Origin of the sequence: Sphingobium sp. BHU LFT2, assembly GCF_018604485.1 — a bacterium.
In the GTDB taxonomy this organism is placed as follows: domain Bacteria; phylum Pseudomonadota; class Alphaproteobacteria; order Sphingomonadales; family Sphingomonadaceae; genus Sphingobium; species Sphingobium yanoikuyae_A.
Map to the genome: position 1 here is coordinate 161,603 of NZ_JAFCGW010000006.1, position 16,119 is coordinate 177,721.

Consider the following 16,119-nt stretch of genomic DNA (forward strand, 5'->3'; position numbering starts at 1 on the left):
TATTCCCTTGTCTTTGGCATCCGCGTGGATGGATGCCTCCCTAATTACCCAGGCGATGGATTGTTCCACAAGTGAACTGAACGGGCGATGATGGGATGGTTGTGAAAACGAAAGAATAAAGGTTATAGGGGAGGGGACCACCATGGCCACGATCCCCCCTCCCGCTCCGACGCCCTTCCCCTGGGTAGACCTCATCATCATCCTGGCGCTGGTCGCGCTGAACGGCGTCTTCGCGATGTCGGAGCTGGCCATCGTGTCCGCACGCAAGCCACGGCTGCAGGCGATGGAGAAGGCGGGCAAGCGCGGCGCCAAGTCGGCGTTGCAGCTGGCGGCGGACCCCGGCAAGTTCCTGTCGACCGTCCAGATCGGCATCACCCTGATCGGCATCATTTCGGGCGCCTATTCGGGCGCCAGCCTTGGCGGGCCGACCGGCGAGCGGCTGGCGGCGCTGGGCCTGTCGCCCAATATGGCGGAAAATCTTGGCTTTGCGCTGGTCATCGGCCTCACCACCTATGCCTCGCTGATCATTGGCGAGCTGGTGCCCAAGCAGTTCGCGCTGCGTCAGCCCGAGCCGATCGCCGTGCTGGTGGCGACGCCGATGCTTTATCTGGCCAAGCTGACCGCGCCGGTGGTGTGGGTGCTCGACAAGTCGAGCGGCCTCATCTTCAAGCTGCTGGGGCTGGACCGCGAATCCGAACATCATGTCACGGTGGAGGAACTGCACCTGATCGTCGCCGAGGCGAGCCGGTCGGGCATCATCGAGGAAAGCGAGCGGGCGATCATCTCCGGCGTGGTGCGGCTGGCCGACCGGCCGGTGCGCGAGGTGATGACCCAGCGCATGGATGTCGACTGGATCGACATCAACGCCGATGAGGACACGATCCGCCTGCGCCTGCTGGAAACGCCGCATACCCGCCTGCCGGTGGGGCGTGGATCGGTCGAGGACATTATCGGCATCGTCCAGGCGCGCGACATCATGACCGCTTTGTTCCGGGGCGAGGCGCTGAATATCGAGGCGCTGCTGCGCAAGGCGGAGGTCGTGCCCGACCAGGTCGATGCGATGGATGCGCTGGAAGTGCTGCGCAAGTCCGACGTGCCGATGGTGATGGTGCATGACGAATATGGGCATTTCGAGGGGATCGTGACCCCGGCCGACCTGCTGTCCGCCATCGCCGGCCATTTCGCGTCCGACCGCGACGTCTATGACGAGCCGGACATGGTCGAGCGCGAGGATGGCAGCCTGCTGGTGTCGGGCCAGATGCCGATCGACCAGCTGGCCGAGAAGATCGACATCAACCTGTCCGAGGACCGCGATTATGCGACGGTCGCGGGCCATGTGCTGTGGCTGCTCAAGCGGTTGCCGGAAGTCGGCGACTATGCCGAGGATCAGGGCTGGCGCTTCGAGATTGTCGACATGGACGGACGCAAGATCGACAAGCTGCTGGTCGCGCAGCTCTGACCATGGCGGCGTCGGCGCTCGATGCGGTCGATCGCCTGGCGCTGCGCCTGCTGGAAGAAAAGGACGGCCTGGCCGTGCTGGGCCTGTGCGGGGCGCAGGGCAGCGGCAAGAGCACATTGGCGCAGGCGCTGCTGGCGCGCATGGGCGCGCGGGGCGTGGCGAGCGCGATCCTGTCGATCGACGATCTGTATCTGACCAAGGGTGAGCGGGAAGTGCTCGCCGGGAGCGTGCATCCGCTGCTGCGGACGCGGGGCGTGCCGGGGACGCATGATGTCGCGCTGGGCTTGCGGGTGCTGGATGCGCTGGCGGCGGGGCGGGCGGCGTGCTTGCCGCGGTTCGACAAGGCGGTGGATGATCGCTTGCCTGAAAGCGCGTGGCCGGAGGCCGGGGCGGGACTGCGGCTGCTGATCCTGGAGGGCTGGTGCGTGGGCGCGCGGGCGCAGGAGGCAGGCGCACTGGATGCCCCGGTCAACGTGCTGGAGCGGGACGAGGATGGCGACGGGCGCTGGCGGCGCTTCGTCAATGCGGCGCTGGTTGGGGATTATCAGACGCTGTTCGGGCGGATCGATGCGCTGGCGCTGCTGGCGGCGCCGGGGTTCGACGTGGTGCAGGGCTGGCGGACGCAGCAGGAGGCGGCGTTGCGGGCCGGCGGCGGCAGTGCGGTGATGAACGATGCGCAGGTTGCCCGCTTCATCCAGCATTATGAGCGGCTGACCCGGCATATATTGGCGGAAATGCCGGCGCGGGCCGATCTGGTCGTGGCACTGGATGCGGAGCGCGGCGTGACGGCGGTGCGCAGCCGATAGCCGAAAAGGGCGCCGCCACCGGCCGCGCCCTATCCGAAACTTACTGCGCCGCGTTCTCGGCCGGGGCCTCGGTCGCGTTGGCGGCATTGCCTTCGGCCGGGGCGGCATTGTCGGCAGCGGCGGGCGCGGCATCGGCGGCGGGCAGGGGGAGGTTGGACCCCTGGGTGTTGAGCCAGGCGATCAGGTTGGCGCGATCGGCCGGGTTGGAGAGGCCGGCAAAGGTCATCTTGGTGCCGGGGGCAAATTCACGCGGGCTTTTCAGCCAATGGTCGAGATTGTCGAAGCTCCATTCGCCGCCCTTGCTCTTGAGCGCTTCGGAGAAGGCGAAGCCGCCCTTGCCCTGGCCGATGCCTTCGCCGACGGTGGCATAGAGATTGGGGCCGATGCCGTTGGCGCCGCCCTGGTTGACGGTGTGACAGGCGGCGCATTTCGCGAACACTTTCTCGCCGGCCGCGACATCCGCGCTGGCGAGCAGGGTGTTGAGGCCGGGGCCGCTGTCGCCGCCACCTTCGCCTTCCACCTCGACGCCCTCGATCGCATAGCCCATCTTTTCGGGCCGTTCATCGTGGAAATATTTGGAACTGACGATCGCGCCACCCAGCGCGATGATGCCTGCAAACAACGCCCACCCTGCAACGGTGTTGAATCGATCGCCCATCCGCAGATTTCCCTCGCATCTTTGTTATGGAGGCTGTCGTGCGCTCCCCCACTTAAGCACTTGCCATAATGGGGGATAGGCCGGGGTGCAACCCGCCGTGGCGCTTTTCGCGCCCCGCCGCCCCGCCGATGCTTGCGCGCGATCCCCCAACTGCCTAAGCGCGCAGGCACGCATGGAAAATTATCCCGCCCCCGCTCGCGCGCTGGTCGCCGACATGTCGCAAAAGGCCGCTGCCGATCCGGCGCGCGCCGTCGCCTATCAGGGCGCGCCCGGTGCCAATTCGCACCTGGCCGCGCTTGGCTACGCCCCCGATTGCGTGCCGCTGCCCTGCTTTGCGTTCGAGGATGCGATCGACGCGGTGCGGAGCGGCCTTGCCGCCCGGGCGATCATTCCGATCGAGAACAGCCTGCACGGCCGCGTCGCCGACATGCATTTCCTGCTGCCCGAATCCGGGCTGCACATCGTCGATGAATATTTCCTGCGCATCCGCCATTGCCTGATGGCGCCCGACACGGTGCCGGTGAAGAGCGCGATCAGCCATCCGCAGGCGCTGGGCCAGTGCCGCCATTATCTGCGCGAGCGCGGCATTCAGCCGGTCGCCTATGCCGATACCGCCGGCGCCGCCGCGCTGGTGGCGGAGACGCGGGCACCGGGCGAGGGGGCGATCGCCCCCTATCTGGCCGCCGAAATCTATGGCCTGCGGCTGATCGCCGAGAATATCGAGGATAGCGACGACAATATGACCCGCTTCCTGGTGCTGGCGCGCGAGCCCAAGGCACCGGCGGCGGGCGTCGGCCCGGTCATGACCACCTTCCTGTTCGAGGTGAAGAATATCCCGGCCGCGCTCTACAAGGCGATGGGCGGCTTTGCGACCAATGGCGTCAACATGACCAAGCTGGAAAGCTACCAGCGCGGCGCCAGCTTTGCCGCGACCGAATTCTACTGCGATATCGAAGGGATGCCGGGCGACCCGGCGGTCGACCGCGCGCTCGCCGAGCTGGAATTCCACACCAAATGGGTGCGCGTGCTCGGCAGCTACCGCCAGGCCCGCCCCCGCACCTGAATGGTGCGCCCGGCATAGGGCGGTTTTTGGGTCACTCCTGGGTCGCTCCAGGGTCACGGCGCGAAGTTCACAGTGTCGTGGTGCGACGATATCGGCGTTTTGCGGCGTTTTCGCGCCTGTCCCGCGCCGCCGACGCGCCTGTTGGATCACATCCGGGTCATGGCGAAGCGCCATCAGGGTCACGGTGACGCGCCTGTTGGGTTGCGGGGGTGGCAGCGCGTGGGCGCGCGCGCAGGGGCGGGATCGCGGCTGCTCCATCGTGGAGGATAGATCAGAGATTGCGCGAGTAGGAAAGCGGGGGGGGATTTGGTCGATGGCGTAATGACGACGGGATCGACGAAAGGCTTCAATCCAGAAGCGCTCTTTAAAATTTCTTGTTTGCTTCAAAGTTTTGGCAAATCTGCCATGTAAGTATTGTTCTTGATAGGTCGTTTAAAGATTGTAACTTACCTCTAGAAAAAAAGCGTCGCGGTTTTGGAGGGGAGGCCGAGTTGCTCACGACTTTTGAACGGGTTAAATCGATTCTTGATCAATTATGTCCGCCGCTGGACGAGCCGGCCGGGCAAGCCCAGATTCGTATGAAGGCGCACCTCGCTAGGTTGGCTGAAGAGTATCCGTGCATTTGGGATGGTACCCGCGCTGCCGTTGATTACGGCGACCCCGCTTGCCATGCAGCCTATATTTTCAAGTATGTCACTGCCAATGCTGAGTTGATCTACAAGGCCCTCCGGGCAGCCCGGCTTGAAGCGAATGGCATCTTCGCCAACCCGTCTATCACTATGGTGTGTGTCGGGGGCGGTCCAGGCACTGAACTCTACGCACTGTTTAAGTATCTCGAACGGGTCGAGCACCAGGTGGAACAGGTGAACTGCCTCATTCTCGACCATTATCCGCCATGGATCGAGGCCCATGCGGCATTGCTTACGACCAAGCCGGCCAACGTGCAGATAGCTATCGAATATGCGCCGATGCAACTGGCCGATCCTGCCACAGTGCCAGAGGCCAGCATCGCTGCAGCAGATTTGTTAACCTTTAGCTATAGCCTTTCCGAATCTTGGCGATACAATGCGTCCAGCGGCGGCGGCGTGAACAGGGCTGTGCAGGCTATCCTCGGCGCTGTGAAGGCAGGTGCCCTTGTTCTCTATTCTGATAATGCGGGTCCTCACTTTGACCCGAATATGGAGCGCGAATTTCTCAATCGCGTTGACCTTCGTCAAATCGAACGCGCCGATTACACGCATATGCTTGTTGGTGCCGATGAGCAAATGGACACGGTGAAGGAGTACAAGGCATGGCTCGATATGCGTCCTAAGCTGACAGGCAAGGCGACGGCCGCGGTTTTTGCGAAGCTATGATGGCGGATCTCTTCTCGTCCGACATCTCGTTCTCGCGGATCGCAATGGAGGATGCGGATGTGCAGTTCTTGCAGCGTCTTCCCATGCATCAGTCAGATGAGAGCATCTTTGAGCAACTCTTTCGAGAAACGAAATGGCTGCATGAAAAGGTAATGGTCTGGGGGAAGGAGCACTACCAACCCCGTCTGACCGCCTGGTATGGCGATCCCGGCCGCAGCTACACCTATTCTGGCACAGTGATGTTTCCTCTGCCGTGGACAAATCTGCTTTTGAGTCTGCGCCGCGAGTTGCAGGAACTGACCGACGCGCGGTTCAACAGCGTGCTTCTCAACCTCTATCGCGATCACAACGATCGGATGGGGTTCCACAGTGATAATGAACCTTCGCTCGGCCAAGAGCCAACGATTGCATCGCTTAGCTATGGGGCTACACGCACACTGATATTTAAGCACAAGAAGCGGCAGGACTTGGAGCGTAAGAGGATACCTCTCGTCTCAGGCTGCGTGTTGTTGATGAGTGGCGGCACCCAACGGAATTGGGTGCATGGTATCGATAAGGAGAGCCGTCCTTGCGGACCCCGTATTAATCTCACTTTTCGTAACATTCTCAAGTGATGTATTCGAACGCTTCTAGAGGGGGCTGGCATGGATAACATTTCGTGATAAATTAAACCGATTAGCGATCAGCTTTTTCTGGTTGTATTTATACACCATTTCATGACGCATCCCGGCATCGCAATACCCCTCCGCTTCCGCTCCCCTGCAATCACCGCTATAGCCCCGCCATGGTCGCTGCGATCCTCTTGTCCGCGCTGGCGATGACGCTGATCGTCGGGGTGCGCTATCTGATTGCCAGTGGCGGGTTTGCGCTGGCGACAAGGCTGCGGCAGCCTGGCCTCTATCGCGGGCAGGGGCGGCAGATCGGGCGGGAGATTTGCTGGTCGCTGGCGTCTGCGGCCATCTATGGCATTCCCGCCGGTATCGTCGCCTGGGGCTGGCAGGCGCGGGGGTGGACGCGCATCTATGAGGATGTCGGCCGCTATCCGCTCTGGTATCTGCCGGTGTCGGTGCTGCTCTATCTCGCCGCGCATGATACCTGGTTCTACTGGACGCACCGGTGGATGCACGCGCCCCGGCTGTTCCGCATCGCCCATGCCGTCCATCATGCCAGCCGCCCGCCGACCGCCTGGGCGGCGATGAGCTTTCACCCGTGGGAGGCGCTGACCGGGGCGGTGGTGATCCCGGCTTTGGTCTTCCTGATCCCGATCCATGTCGGCGCGCTGGGCGTGGTGCTGTCGATCATGACGATCATGGGCGTGTCCAACCATATGGGGTGGGAGATGTTTCCGCGCTGGATGGTGCGCGGGCCGATCGGCCGCTGGCTGATCACCGCCAGCCATCATCAGCGGCATCATGAACAATATCGGTGCAATTATGGCCTCTATTTTCGCTTCTGGGACCGGCTGTGCGGCACCGACCGGGGGCTGGGGGATTTCAGGGAGAAGCAGGTGTGATCGGTCGGCTATTGTTTGCGGTGGTGGCGATGGCGGGACTGGCGGGGGCGGCGCCGGTGGACCTAGCCCAGCCGATCAGCATGACGGCCGAGGGGCTGCGATCGGCCAAGGGGCGCATCCTGATCTGCGTCGCGCGATCGGCCGATTATTTCCCCGATTGCAGCAAGGATCCCGACAAGCGCCACCTGATCGTGGCGACGACGGGCAATGCCATCCCGCTCGGCAATCTGGCGCCGGGCGACTATGCGATCGCGATCATCCATGACGAAAATGGCAATGGCAAGCTGGACACCTTTGCCGGCATTCCGCGCGAAGGGGTGGGCTTTTCGCGCAATCCGGTGCTGCGCTTTGGCGCGCCCAGTTTCCGGTCGGCCGAGTTCGTGGTGAGCGGCGCGCCGGTGCGGCAGGCGATCCGGCTCAAATATTTCCTGTAAGGCGGCGCGCGCATCCCGACTTGTCCGGGAGGGGTGACGCCCCACATAAGGCGCTGTATGACGGCGGCGACTAACCGCATTGCAGGAGAATGAAGCGTGGCGACCCTGGGACTGAGCGAGGCCGACAAGGCGGCCGTGGAGGCGTTTCGCCAGGATGTGGTGGAGCCTTCGCGCACGAGCCTGGTGATTGTCGACTTCTGGGCCGAATGGTGCGGCCCGTGCAAGCAGCTGGCGCCGGTGATCGAGAAGGTGTGCGCCGACTATGCCAGCAAGGGCGTCAAGCTGGTGAAGGTGAATGTCGATGAAAATGGCTTCATCGCCAGCCAGTTCCGCGTCCAGTCGATCCCGACCGTCTATGCCGTGTTCCAGGGCCAGCCGGTCGCGGACCTGAGCCAGGCGCGGACCGAGGGGCAGTTGAAGCAATATCTCGACCAACTGCTGAGCCAGCTGCCGATCGAATCGGACGAGAAGGCGCAGGCGCAGGAGATCGCGCCGCTGATCGCGATGGGCGAGGAGATGCTGGCCGGCGGCGAGGCGGAGCGCGCTTTGTCGGTGTTCCAGCAGATTGCCGACATCGCGCCGGACAATGCCGAGGTGCTGAGCGGCCTGCTGCGCGCGCTGGTGGCGCTGGGGCAGCTGGACGAGGCCGATGCGCTGCTCGCCGAACTGCCCGCCGAGATGCAGAAGGACCAGGCGGTCGAGCGCGCCAAGGCGGCGCTGGCGCTGGCCCGCAATGCCAAGCCCGTGGCCGACCTGTCGGGGGTCGAGGCGCGGCTGGCGGCCGATGGTGACGATCATGCGGCGCGCTTCGAGCTGGCGACCGGGCTGATGGGCAATGGCGACCGCGACGGCGCGGCCGAGCAGCTGCTGGAGATCGTGCGCCGCGACCGGGCCTGGAATGATGGCGCCGCGCGCACCCAGCTGCTGACCCTGTTCGAGGCGGTCGGGCTGGAAGATCCGTGGGTGGCGGCGCAGCGCCGCAAGCTGTCGCAGATCCTGTTTTCCTAAAGGATCGGTGAGCCGGTGAATCGCGCGCGCATCTCGATCTTCCCGCTGTCCGGCGCGCTGCTGCTGCCGGGCATGGAGCTGCCGCTGCATATCTTCGAGCCGCGTTATCGGGCGCTGGTGCAGGATGCGTCCGCGCGCGACCGGCGCATCGGCATGATCCAGCCGCGCAGCGAGGGGCAGAAGCCGCCGCTGTTCGATGTCGGCTGCCTGGGGCGGATCAGCCATATCGAGGCGCTGGACGATGGCCGGTTCAACATCATCCTGACCGGGCTGGCCCGGTTCCGGCTGGTGCGCGAGCTGGAGGTGGCGACGCTGTTCCGCCAGATCGAGGCGGAGGTGGAGCAGGCGCCGGAGGATGAGGTGCTGCATCTGGTCGAGCGCGCGGCGCTGGAGCAGGAATCGCGCCGCTTCGCCGATGCGCTGGGCTATGCGGTCGACTGGACGGCGGTGTCGCGGCTGGACGACATGGCGCTGGTCAACGGCATCGCCCAGATCGCGCCGTTCGACCCGGCGGCCAAGCAGACACTGCTGGAGGCCGCTACGCTGAGCGAGCGGGCCGACCGGATCATCCAGTTGATGCAGATCGTCGGCCGCGCCGAGCGCGACGGCGGCGCGACGATGCAATGAGCGAGATTATGAGCGAAGAGACGGCCCCGATCGATCCCTGGCTGCTGGCCAAGCTGGTCTGCCCGGTGACGCGCACGCCGCTGCGCTGGGACGGCGCGCGCCAGGCGCTGGTGTCGGACGCGGCGGGCCTCGCCTATCCGGTGCGCGACGGCGTGCCGGTGCTGGTGGTGCGGGAAGCGATCGCGCTTTCCTGACCGGACACGGCCGGTGTCGGCCTAACCCTGTCCGCCGAGCAGCTGATATTTGAGGCCCATGGCCTGGGCGAGGTTGCGCAGCCGGCGTTCGACCGCTTCGCCGTAGAGATCGGCATCCTCGTCGCGCAGGTGGAGGTCGATGCGGTCGCCATGCCGTTCCAGATGGGAAATGGCGAGCGGGCCTTCGACGCCGCCCGACAGGCGCTGGGCCAGGCGGATGGCGAGGCCCCAGAGTGCGGCGCGGCGCAGTGCGTCGGGGCTGGCCATGCGATCGAGGTTGGGCAGCGTGCCGACATCGCCGCCGAAATGGGTGTGCAGCGCCTGGCCCAGCATCGCCCGCTCGGCAGCGGTGATGCCGACCCAGTTGCTGTGCAGGGCGATTTCGACACCGCGTTCGGCGCGGAAATCGGGATTGGCGCGCCAGCTGACATCGGCCAGCAGGCAGGCGGCGCGGCGGATGCGGCGGGCATCCTTGTCATCGTCGGGGAAGAGCGGCGCGATCCAGCGGTCGATACGGTCACCATGGCCGCGGAAGCGGGCCTGTGCCTCGCCCTCCGCCTCGGCCGCGACCAGCAGCGGGTCATGGGCGCGGATATCGTCGGGCAGATTTTCGTAGAGCAGCCCTTCGCGCAGGCCATAGGCCGACACGATCATCCGGCTGGACTTGAGCTGGCGCACGACCACCGACAGCAGCGCGGCGGCATCCGGCAGGGTCGGCACGCGCGATCCGGTCATCGCCGGGATCTGCTTCAGCCGGCCCTTGTCGACATGGGAGATGATGCGGGTAAGCTGTTCGGCACGGGCGGCGCTCATCTCATATTGATGCACCACCGGCAGCGGGAAATGGGTGAGCTGCATGTCGAAGCGGGCGAGCGAGCGCCAGGAGCCGCCGACAAGATAGAAGGGCAGGTCCGGTTCCGCCTGCCAGCCGGCCTTTTCCAGCATCTTGGCAACGCAGCGATCAAGCGCACGCGGCCCCTTGGCCCGGATCTGCGGCAGGCGCAGCACGCCCAGCGGCAGCGAGATGGTCTGTTCGACCGCGCCCTTGCGCACGCGGGCCAGTTCCAGGCTGCCGCCGCCCAGGTCGCCGACAATGCCGTCGGCATCGGGAATGCCCGACAAGACGCCCATGGCGGCGCCGATCGCCTCCTGCGCGCCCGACAGCAGTTCGACGGTCAGGCCCATAGCCTTGGCACGGGTGATGAACTCGGCGCCATTGGTGGCATCGCGCACGGCGGCCGTCGCCACGCAGCGTATGTCGGTGACGCGCATGTCGCGGCACAGATGGGCGAAGCGGCCGATGGCGCGCAGGCCGCGCTCCATCGCCTCCGGTTCGATCGCACCGGTCTTGGCGAGCGAGGCGCCCAGGCCCGCCATCACCTTTTCATTGAACAGGATGAAGGGGATGCGGCGTGGCCCGTCATAGACGACCAGGCGGACGCTGTTGGAGCCGATGTCGATGATCGCCGAGCGCGCGGTGGCGGGTTCGGGCGAGGTCGCCATGGTCTCGGCCATGGCGCGCACGCGGCTGAGCATCGAGTTCATGGCGCGATCAGGCCCGGCCACGCAGGCGCAGGGTCGGCACCGCGCCATGCTCCTGCGCTGCGCCACGCCCGGACAGCGACGGGTTGGTCATGAAATAACGGTGCAGGTTGAACGGCCGGTCGCCCGGCTCCAGCCGGGTATAATGGCCATCGCGATCCAGCACCCAGCTCTGTTCGGTGTCGATCAGATTGGCGACCATCACCTGGTCGAGAATCTGGTCATGGACGGTGGGATTTTCGACCGGCGCGAGAAATTCGACACGGCGGTCGAAGTTGCGCGGCATCCAGTCGGCCGAGCTGATATAGACCTTCGCGCCATTATTGGGCAGCGCCTTACCATTGCCGAAGACGGTGATGCGGCTATGTTCCAGGAAGCGGCCGACAACCGACTTGACCCGGATATTTTCCGACATGCCCGGAACGCCCGGACGCAAGCAACAGATGCCGCGCACGATCAGGTCGATCTGCACCCCGGCATTGCTGGCGGCATAGAGTTTCTCGATGATCGCCGGGTCGACCAGGCTGTTCATCTTGGCCCAGATGGTGCCGGGGCGGCCGGCGCGGACATGGTCGATCTCCGCATCGATGCAGGCGCACAGCGTGTCGCGCAGGTCGCGGGGCGACATGACCAGCTTTTCCAGCCGCTGCGGCTCGACATAGCCGGTGATGTAGTTGAACAAAGCGGCGGCATCGCGGCTATAGGCGGGGTCAGCCGTGAAGAAGCTGAGATCAGTATAGATGCGCGCGGTGATCGGGTGGTAGTTGCCGGTGCCGAAATGGCAGTAGCTGCGGAACTGGTCGCCCTCGCGCCGCACCACCATCGACACCTTGGCATGGGTCTTCCAGTCGATGAAGCCATAGACGACCTGCACGCCCGCGCGTTCCAGCGCGTCGGCCCACATCAGATTCTGTTCCTCGTCGAAACGCGCCTTCAGCTCGACCACGGCGGTCACCGATTTGCCGGCCTCGGCCGCGTCGATCAGGGCGCGGATGATCGCCGACTGCTTGCCCGCGCGGTAGAGGGTCTGCTTGATCGCGACCACGTCCGGGTCGGACGCGGCCTGCTTCAGGAAGGAGATGACGACGTCGAACGCCTCATAGGGGTGATGGACGACGATGTCCTTGGCGCGGATCGCGGCGAAACAGTCGCCGCCATATTCGCGGATGCGCTCGGGGAAGCGCGGCGCATAGGGCTCGAACTTGAGGTCGGGGCGGTCGGCGTCGACGATGCCGGACAGGTCGCCGATGCCGATGAAGCCCTCCACCTCGACGACGATCGCCTCATGGCCCTGGAGCATGTCCTGGAGCATTTCCTCGACCGGTTCGGGGATGCGCTCCTCTATCTCCATGCGGATCACGCGACCGCGGCGGCGGCGCTTGATGGCGCTGCGGAAATAGCGGACCAGATCCTCCGCCTCTTCCTCGATCTCGATGTCGCTGTCGCGGATGATGCGGAACACGCCGCTGTTGCGGACGCGATAGCCGGGGAAGAGATCGGCCGAGAAACGGCGGATCACCGCCTCCAGCGCCATGTAGCGCATCGGTTCGCCCGGAATGCGCACGAAGCGGGCGAGCGAGGAGGGGATCATCACCAGTTCGCGGATCGGTTGCTTGTCCGACAGGCGCTCCAGATCGAAGACGATCGACAGGCCCTGATTGGGGATGAAGGGGAAGGGATGTGCCGGGTCCAGCGCCTGGGGCGTCAGGATCGGGAAGATCTGGGTCAGGAAATGTTCGCGCAGCCATTGCGCGCAGCCGACATCCATTTCCGCGGACGGACCGATCACCTCGATCCCGACCTGCACCAGCTCGCCGTGCAGCGCGCCCCAGACCTTCTGCTGGGCGCGCATCAGGCTGGCCGTGGTTTCGGTGATCGCGCCGAGCTGCTGCGCCGGCGTCAGGCCATCGGCCGACCGCAGATCGACATCCTGCAATTGCTGCCCTTTGAGCCCGGCAACGCGAACGGAGAAGAATTCGTCGAGATTGGCGCCCGAAATCGACAGGAAGCGGAGCCGTTCGAGTAGTGGGTGGGCCCGGTTCATCGCCTCTTCCAGCACCCGCTGGTTGAAGGCCAGCCAGGAAAGCTCGCGGTTGAAATAGCGCTCGCCCGCGGGCGAAAGGCTGGCGATGGGATCGGCTTCGGCCACGGATTACTCGCGCTGGTCGTTGGTGGGATCGGGCGGGACTATAGGCAAGATTCCTGCAGATTGCAGGGCCTCTTTCGCCAGTGCGACCGAAATCTTACGTCCAGATGACAGCGATGCCTCATCCAGCAGCGCCGTCACCGCCGCAATCGCGCCATAGCTGCGCTCGATCCGCCGGAGCAGCCAGGGGGCAAGGTCCGGCGCGAAGCTGGCGCCCGACGCGCCCAGCCGCCGCTCGATCAGCGCCAGCGCCAGCGCCTCGTCCGGTTCCTCGATCGCGACATGGGGCGATCCGGCCAGCCGCGATCGCAGGTCGGGCAGCGCCACCGTCCAGCGCAGTGGCGAGGTGCGGCCGATCATCAGCAGCGGGCGATGCTCGGTCTGCGCCTCGTTCCAGGCATGGAACAGCATATGCTCGTCCTGCCCCTCGGCATCGTCGATCACGCTGCCGCCGCTCATCGCGACGAACTGGCGGCCCAGCGCCGAACGGCCCGACAAGGGCGGCCCGGTCAGCACGGTCACGGACACGGGCCAGTCGCGCCAGCGTTCCAGATGGGCAACGGCCAGTTGATTGGCCTCGCTCACCAGAAACTCCTCGCCCTGGCCCTGCCATTCGAAGGGCAGGCTGATCTGGCTCATGGCTGTCCTGCGGGCGCCTGCCGGCGCGAGATGCGCATGGTGTTGCCCGATACCGCCACGCTGTAGCCGCGGGCCTGCAATCCGGTGCGCAGCGCGTCGGCGCTCCCTTCGAAACTGACCTGCATCACCGACGTGCCACCCAGCGCCAGGCTGCTGGTCGCGGCCGACCGCACACCCGGAATGCCGCGCACCGCCGATTCGCCGGCGGTGACCGATCCGACGTCGGGCGTGTCGAACTGGATCGCGAAGCTGGCGACGCTGGCGCCAGCAGTGGGCAGTGGCATGTCGACCGCCTCGATCGGCGCTTCGGTCGCATTCTCGATCGCCAGCGCGCTCGGATCGACCGGTTCCTCGATGATCAGTGACGGATCGGGCCGCAGGCGTCCGTCATTGAGCGCGCGGATATAAAGCTCGTCGATTCGGCGCGCGCCTTCGTCCAGCATCTGCGGGATGCCGCTGTCGTTCGACGCACGCAGCGCGAAGCTGCCGATCAGGCTGTTGTCGGGGCCGTAGCGGGCGGTGAAATTGGCCGTCACCGGACCGCCGGGCCATTGCCGGTCGAGCCGCACCATCGGGATCACCACATCGGCGGCGCCATATTGATCGAGCAGCACACGCCACCACAGGCGACCGCGCCGCCCGGTCTGGCCGGCGTTGAGCAATACCGGGTCGGCGACCGAGCCCGCGACCCGGACATAGTCGATCGCGCTGTCGCCGGTGCGATAACGCGCCCAGGCCTTCTGCCATTCATTGACCCGTTCATAGGATACGGCGGAGCCGCCATCCCACATGACCGGGATCACCAGCAGCGGCGGCGAGCGCATCACATTGCCGGAAACGCCCAGCAACTGGCCGGTGCGCGCGCGGTCGAACAGGATGCCGAGCGTCGCGACATAGCGACCGGGGCCTGCCTGTTCATATTCGACCTCGATGCCCGAGATCATGGCCTCGAGCTGCGAATCGGACAGGCTGGGCACGCCGGTGCCGCCATGGGTGCGGGTCCACAGCATCTTCCACGCCTGGCGCTGGGCCAGCCGCCAGCCGGCATAGCGGGCCGCATCGGCGCTGCCGGCCTGGACGTCGACCTTCACACCGCGCACCTCATAATCGCCGCCGCTGGCGATCGGCGGGACGCCGCGTTCGCCTTCCATCTGGGCGAACAGCGCAGCGCCGACCAGGCCGATTCCCACCGCGCCGGCGATCTGCGCCGGCCGGGACAGGGCATGGAGAGCAAGCGCTGGCGGAAACGACAGGCGACGAAGAGTCTTGGCAAGGATCACGGGCGTCCTTTTGGCGAGATTTGCCCCGCATGCCAAGCGCGAACCTGCACGACCTTCCCCGTTCGGGCTGAGCGAAGTCGAAGCCTTCACCTGAGCGAAGCGATGCCCTTCGACTTCGCTCAGGGCGAACGGGATATAGAGGCAATGGCCGCGCAAAACTCGACATCGGACCGTTTCGAACGTAGAGCGCAGCCTCATGAGCGACAACGAATCCTACAGCTACGCCAAGGCTGGCGTCGACATCGCCGCGGGCAACGCCCTTGTCCGTGCCATCGCCCCCCTGGCCAAGGCCACCCGACGCCCCGGCGCGGACGCCGAACTGGGCGGTTTCGGCGGCTTTTTCGACCTGAAGGCGGCGGGCTATGACGACCCGTTGCTGGTCGCGGCCAATGATGGCGTCGGCACCAAGCTGAAACTGGCGATCGACCATGACCGCCATGACGGCGTGGGCATCGATCTCGTTGCCATGTGCGCCAACGACCTGATCGTGCAGGGCGCCGAGCCGCTCTTCTTCCTCGACTATTATGCCACCGGCAAGCTGGAGTCGGGCGTCGCCGAACGCGTCATCGCCGGCATCGCCGAGGGCTGTCGCCAGGCCGGCTGCGCGCTGATCGGCGGCGAGACCGCCGAAATGCCCGGCATGTACAGCGACGGCGACTATGATCTGGCCGGCTTCTGCGTCGGCGCCGTGGAACGCTCCAAGGCGCTGACCGGCAACAAGGTGAAGGCCGGCGACGTCCTGATCGGCCTCGCCTCCTCGGGCGTCCACTCCAACGGCTTCTCGCTGGTCCGCCGCCTCGCCGCCGACAAGGGCTGGAAGCTCGATCGCCCGGCAATCTTCGACAATGAAGTGCTGCTGATCGACGCGCTGATGGCGCCGACCAAAATCTATGTGAAGAGCCTGCTGCCGCTGGTTCGCGCCGGCATGATCAATGCGCTCGCCCATATCACCGGCGGCGGCCTGCTGGAAAATATCCCCCGCGTCCTGCCCGATGGTACCCATGCCATCGTCGACGCCGACGCCTGGGAACAGCCGCGCCTGATGGCCTTCCTCCAGGCGCAGGGCAATATCGAGCCCGAAGAGATGGCGCGCACCTTCAACTGCGGCATCGGCATGATCCTGGCGGTGGACGAGGCGCATGTTGTGGGCGTCACCCAGGCGCTGGAGGATGCGGGCGAAACCGTGTTCCGCGTCGGCACTGTCAGCGAAGGCGACAAGGGCTGCACCGTCAAGGGCAGCGCCGAAACCTGGAGCGCCAAGGCCGACTGGTCGGCCACGCATCTGGGCTGACAAGCACCACCAATCCCCCTCCCGCCTGCGGGAGGGGTTAGGGGAGGGTTTTCCAGGGGATCGCCTTTAAGACAGGCCCTCCCCCGGCCCCTCCCGCCAGCGGG

At 65.5% G+C, this 16,119-nt stretch carries 16 protein-coding genes; 11 read left to right on the plus strand and 5 right to left on the minus strand.

Annotated elements, in window-relative coordinates; genetic code table 11:
* Window positions 1-142: 142 nt before the first annotated feature.
* Window positions 143-1,459, plus strand: coding sequence for a hemolysin family protein (locus JQK15_RS13860; protein WP_037510219.1), 1,317 nt, complete (start codon window positions 143-145; stop codon window positions 1,457-1,459).
* Window positions 1,460-1,461: 2 nt separating this feature from the next.
* Complete coding sequence (locus JQK15_RS13865) at window positions 1,462-2,265, plus strand: kinase (protein WP_214866117.1); 804 nt, start codon at window positions 1,462-1,464, stop codon at window positions 2,263-2,265.
* 40 nt (window positions 2,266-2,305) lie between these two features.
* Here JQK15_RS13865 and JQK15_RS13870 read toward each other — a convergent pair whose 3' ends face one another.
* Entirely contained in the window at window positions 2,306-2,923 is a 618-nt protein-coding gene (locus JQK15_RS13870) for a c-type cytochrome (RefSeq protein WP_125997766.1), read from the minus strand.
* A gap of 172 nt (window positions 2,924-3,095) precedes the next feature.
* Between JQK15_RS13870 and JQK15_RS13875 the strand changes: the two genes are divergently transcribed.
* The 8 genes from JQK15_RS13875 (at window position 3,096) to JQK15_RS13910 (ending at window position 9,117) form a co-directional block, all read left to right on the plus strand.
* Window positions 3,096-3,986 carry a prephenate dehydratase gene (locus JQK15_RS13875; protein WP_214866118.1) on the plus strand — a complete coding sequence of 297 codons (891 nt, stop codon included), beginning with the start codon at window positions 3,096-3,098 and terminating at the stop codon, window positions 3,984-3,986.
* A 491-nt stretch (window positions 3,987-4,477) separates the two neighbouring features.
* Window positions 4,478-5,341, plus strand: coding sequence for a small ribosomal subunit Rsm22 family protein (locus JQK15_RS13880; protein ID WP_214866119.1), 864 nt, complete (start codon window positions 4,478-4,480; stop codon window positions 5,339-5,341).
* Window positions 5,338-5,955 carry an alpha-ketoglutarate-dependent dioxygenase AlkB family protein gene (locus JQK15_RS13885; protein WP_214866120.1) on the plus strand — a complete coding sequence of 206 codons (618 nt, stop codon included), beginning with the start codon at window positions 5,338-5,340 and terminating at the stop codon, window positions 5,953-5,955. The genes JQK15_RS13880 and JQK15_RS13885 overlap by 4 nt, the downstream gene beginning before the upstream one ends.
* Window positions 5,956-6,125: 170 nt before the next feature.
* Window positions 6,126-6,854, plus strand: coding sequence for a sterol desaturase family protein (locus tag JQK15_RS13890; RefSeq protein WP_214866121.1), 729 nt, complete (start codon window positions 6,126-6,128; stop codon window positions 6,852-6,854).
* Window positions 6,851-7,288: a DUF2141 domain-containing protein gene (locus JQK15_RS13895; protein WP_214866122.1), complete on the plus strand. Its 438-nt coding sequence runs from the start codon at window positions 6,851-6,853 to the stop codon at window positions 7,286-7,288. The genes JQK15_RS13890 and JQK15_RS13895 overlap by 4 nt, the downstream gene beginning before the upstream one ends.
* Before the next feature lie 96 nt (window positions 7,289-7,384).
* Entirely contained in the window at window positions 7,385-8,296 is a 912-nt protein-coding gene (locus JQK15_RS13900; protein ID WP_214866123.1) for a tetratricopeptide repeat protein, read from the plus strand.
* 15 nt (window positions 8,297-8,311) lie between these two features.
* Window positions 8,312-8,923, plus strand: coding sequence for an LON peptidase substrate-binding domain-containing protein (locus JQK15_RS13905; RefSeq protein WP_214866124.1), 612 nt, complete (start codon window positions 8,312-8,314; stop codon window positions 8,921-8,923).
* An 8-nt stretch (window positions 8,924-8,931) separates the two neighbouring features.
* A complete protein-coding gene (locus tag JQK15_RS13910; protein WP_251007742.1) occupies window positions 8,932-9,117 on the plus strand; it encodes a Trm112 family protein in 186 nt (61 codons plus the stop codon).
* A gap of 21 nt (window positions 9,118-9,138) precedes the next feature.
* Here JQK15_RS13910 and JQK15_RS13915 read toward each other — a convergent pair whose 3' ends face one another.
* Genes JQK15_RS13915 through JQK15_RS13930 form a run of 4 tightly spaced genes read right to left on the minus strand, consistent with a single transcriptional unit; the run spans window position 9,139 to window position 14,724 of the window.
* On the minus strand, window positions 9,139-10,662 hold the full coding sequence (locus JQK15_RS13915) for a Ppx/GppA family phosphatase (RefSeq protein ID WP_004211116.1): 1,524 nt from the start codon (window positions 10,660-10,662) through the stop codon (window positions 9,139-9,141).
* Window positions 10,663-10,669: 7 nt separating this feature from the next.
* On the minus strand, window positions 10,670-12,808 hold the full coding sequence (locus tag JQK15_RS13920; protein ID WP_010337022.1) for an RNA degradosome polyphosphate kinase: 2,139 nt from the start codon (window positions 12,806-12,808) through the stop codon (window positions 10,670-10,672).
* A 3-nt stretch (window positions 12,809-12,811) separates the two neighbouring features.
* The gene (locus tag JQK15_RS13925) at window positions 12,812-13,444 is read right to left on the minus strand and encodes an HdaA/DnaA family protein (RefSeq protein ID WP_004211120.1); all 633 of its coding nucleotides are present in this window, start codon (window positions 13,442-13,444) and stop codon (window positions 12,812-12,814) included.
* Window positions 13,441-14,724 carry a heavy-metal-associated domain-containing protein gene (locus JQK15_RS13930; RefSeq protein WP_214866126.1) on the minus strand — a complete coding sequence of 428 codons (1,284 nt, stop codon included), beginning with the start codon at window positions 14,722-14,724 and terminating at the stop codon, window positions 13,441-13,443. Before JQK15_RS13930 ends, JQK15_RS13925 begins: the two co-directional genes overlap by 4 nt.
* A 196-nt stretch (window positions 14,725-14,920) precedes the next feature.
* Here JQK15_RS13930 and purM point away from each other — a divergent pair, with 196 nt between their 5' ends.
* Window positions 14,921-16,015, plus strand: a complete 1,095-nt coding sequence (purM, locus tag JQK15_RS13935; protein WP_214866127.1) for a phosphoribosylformylglycinamidine cyclo-ligase — start codon at window positions 14,921-14,923, stop codon at window positions 16,013-16,015.
* Window positions 16,016-16,119: the final 104 nt, after the last annotated feature.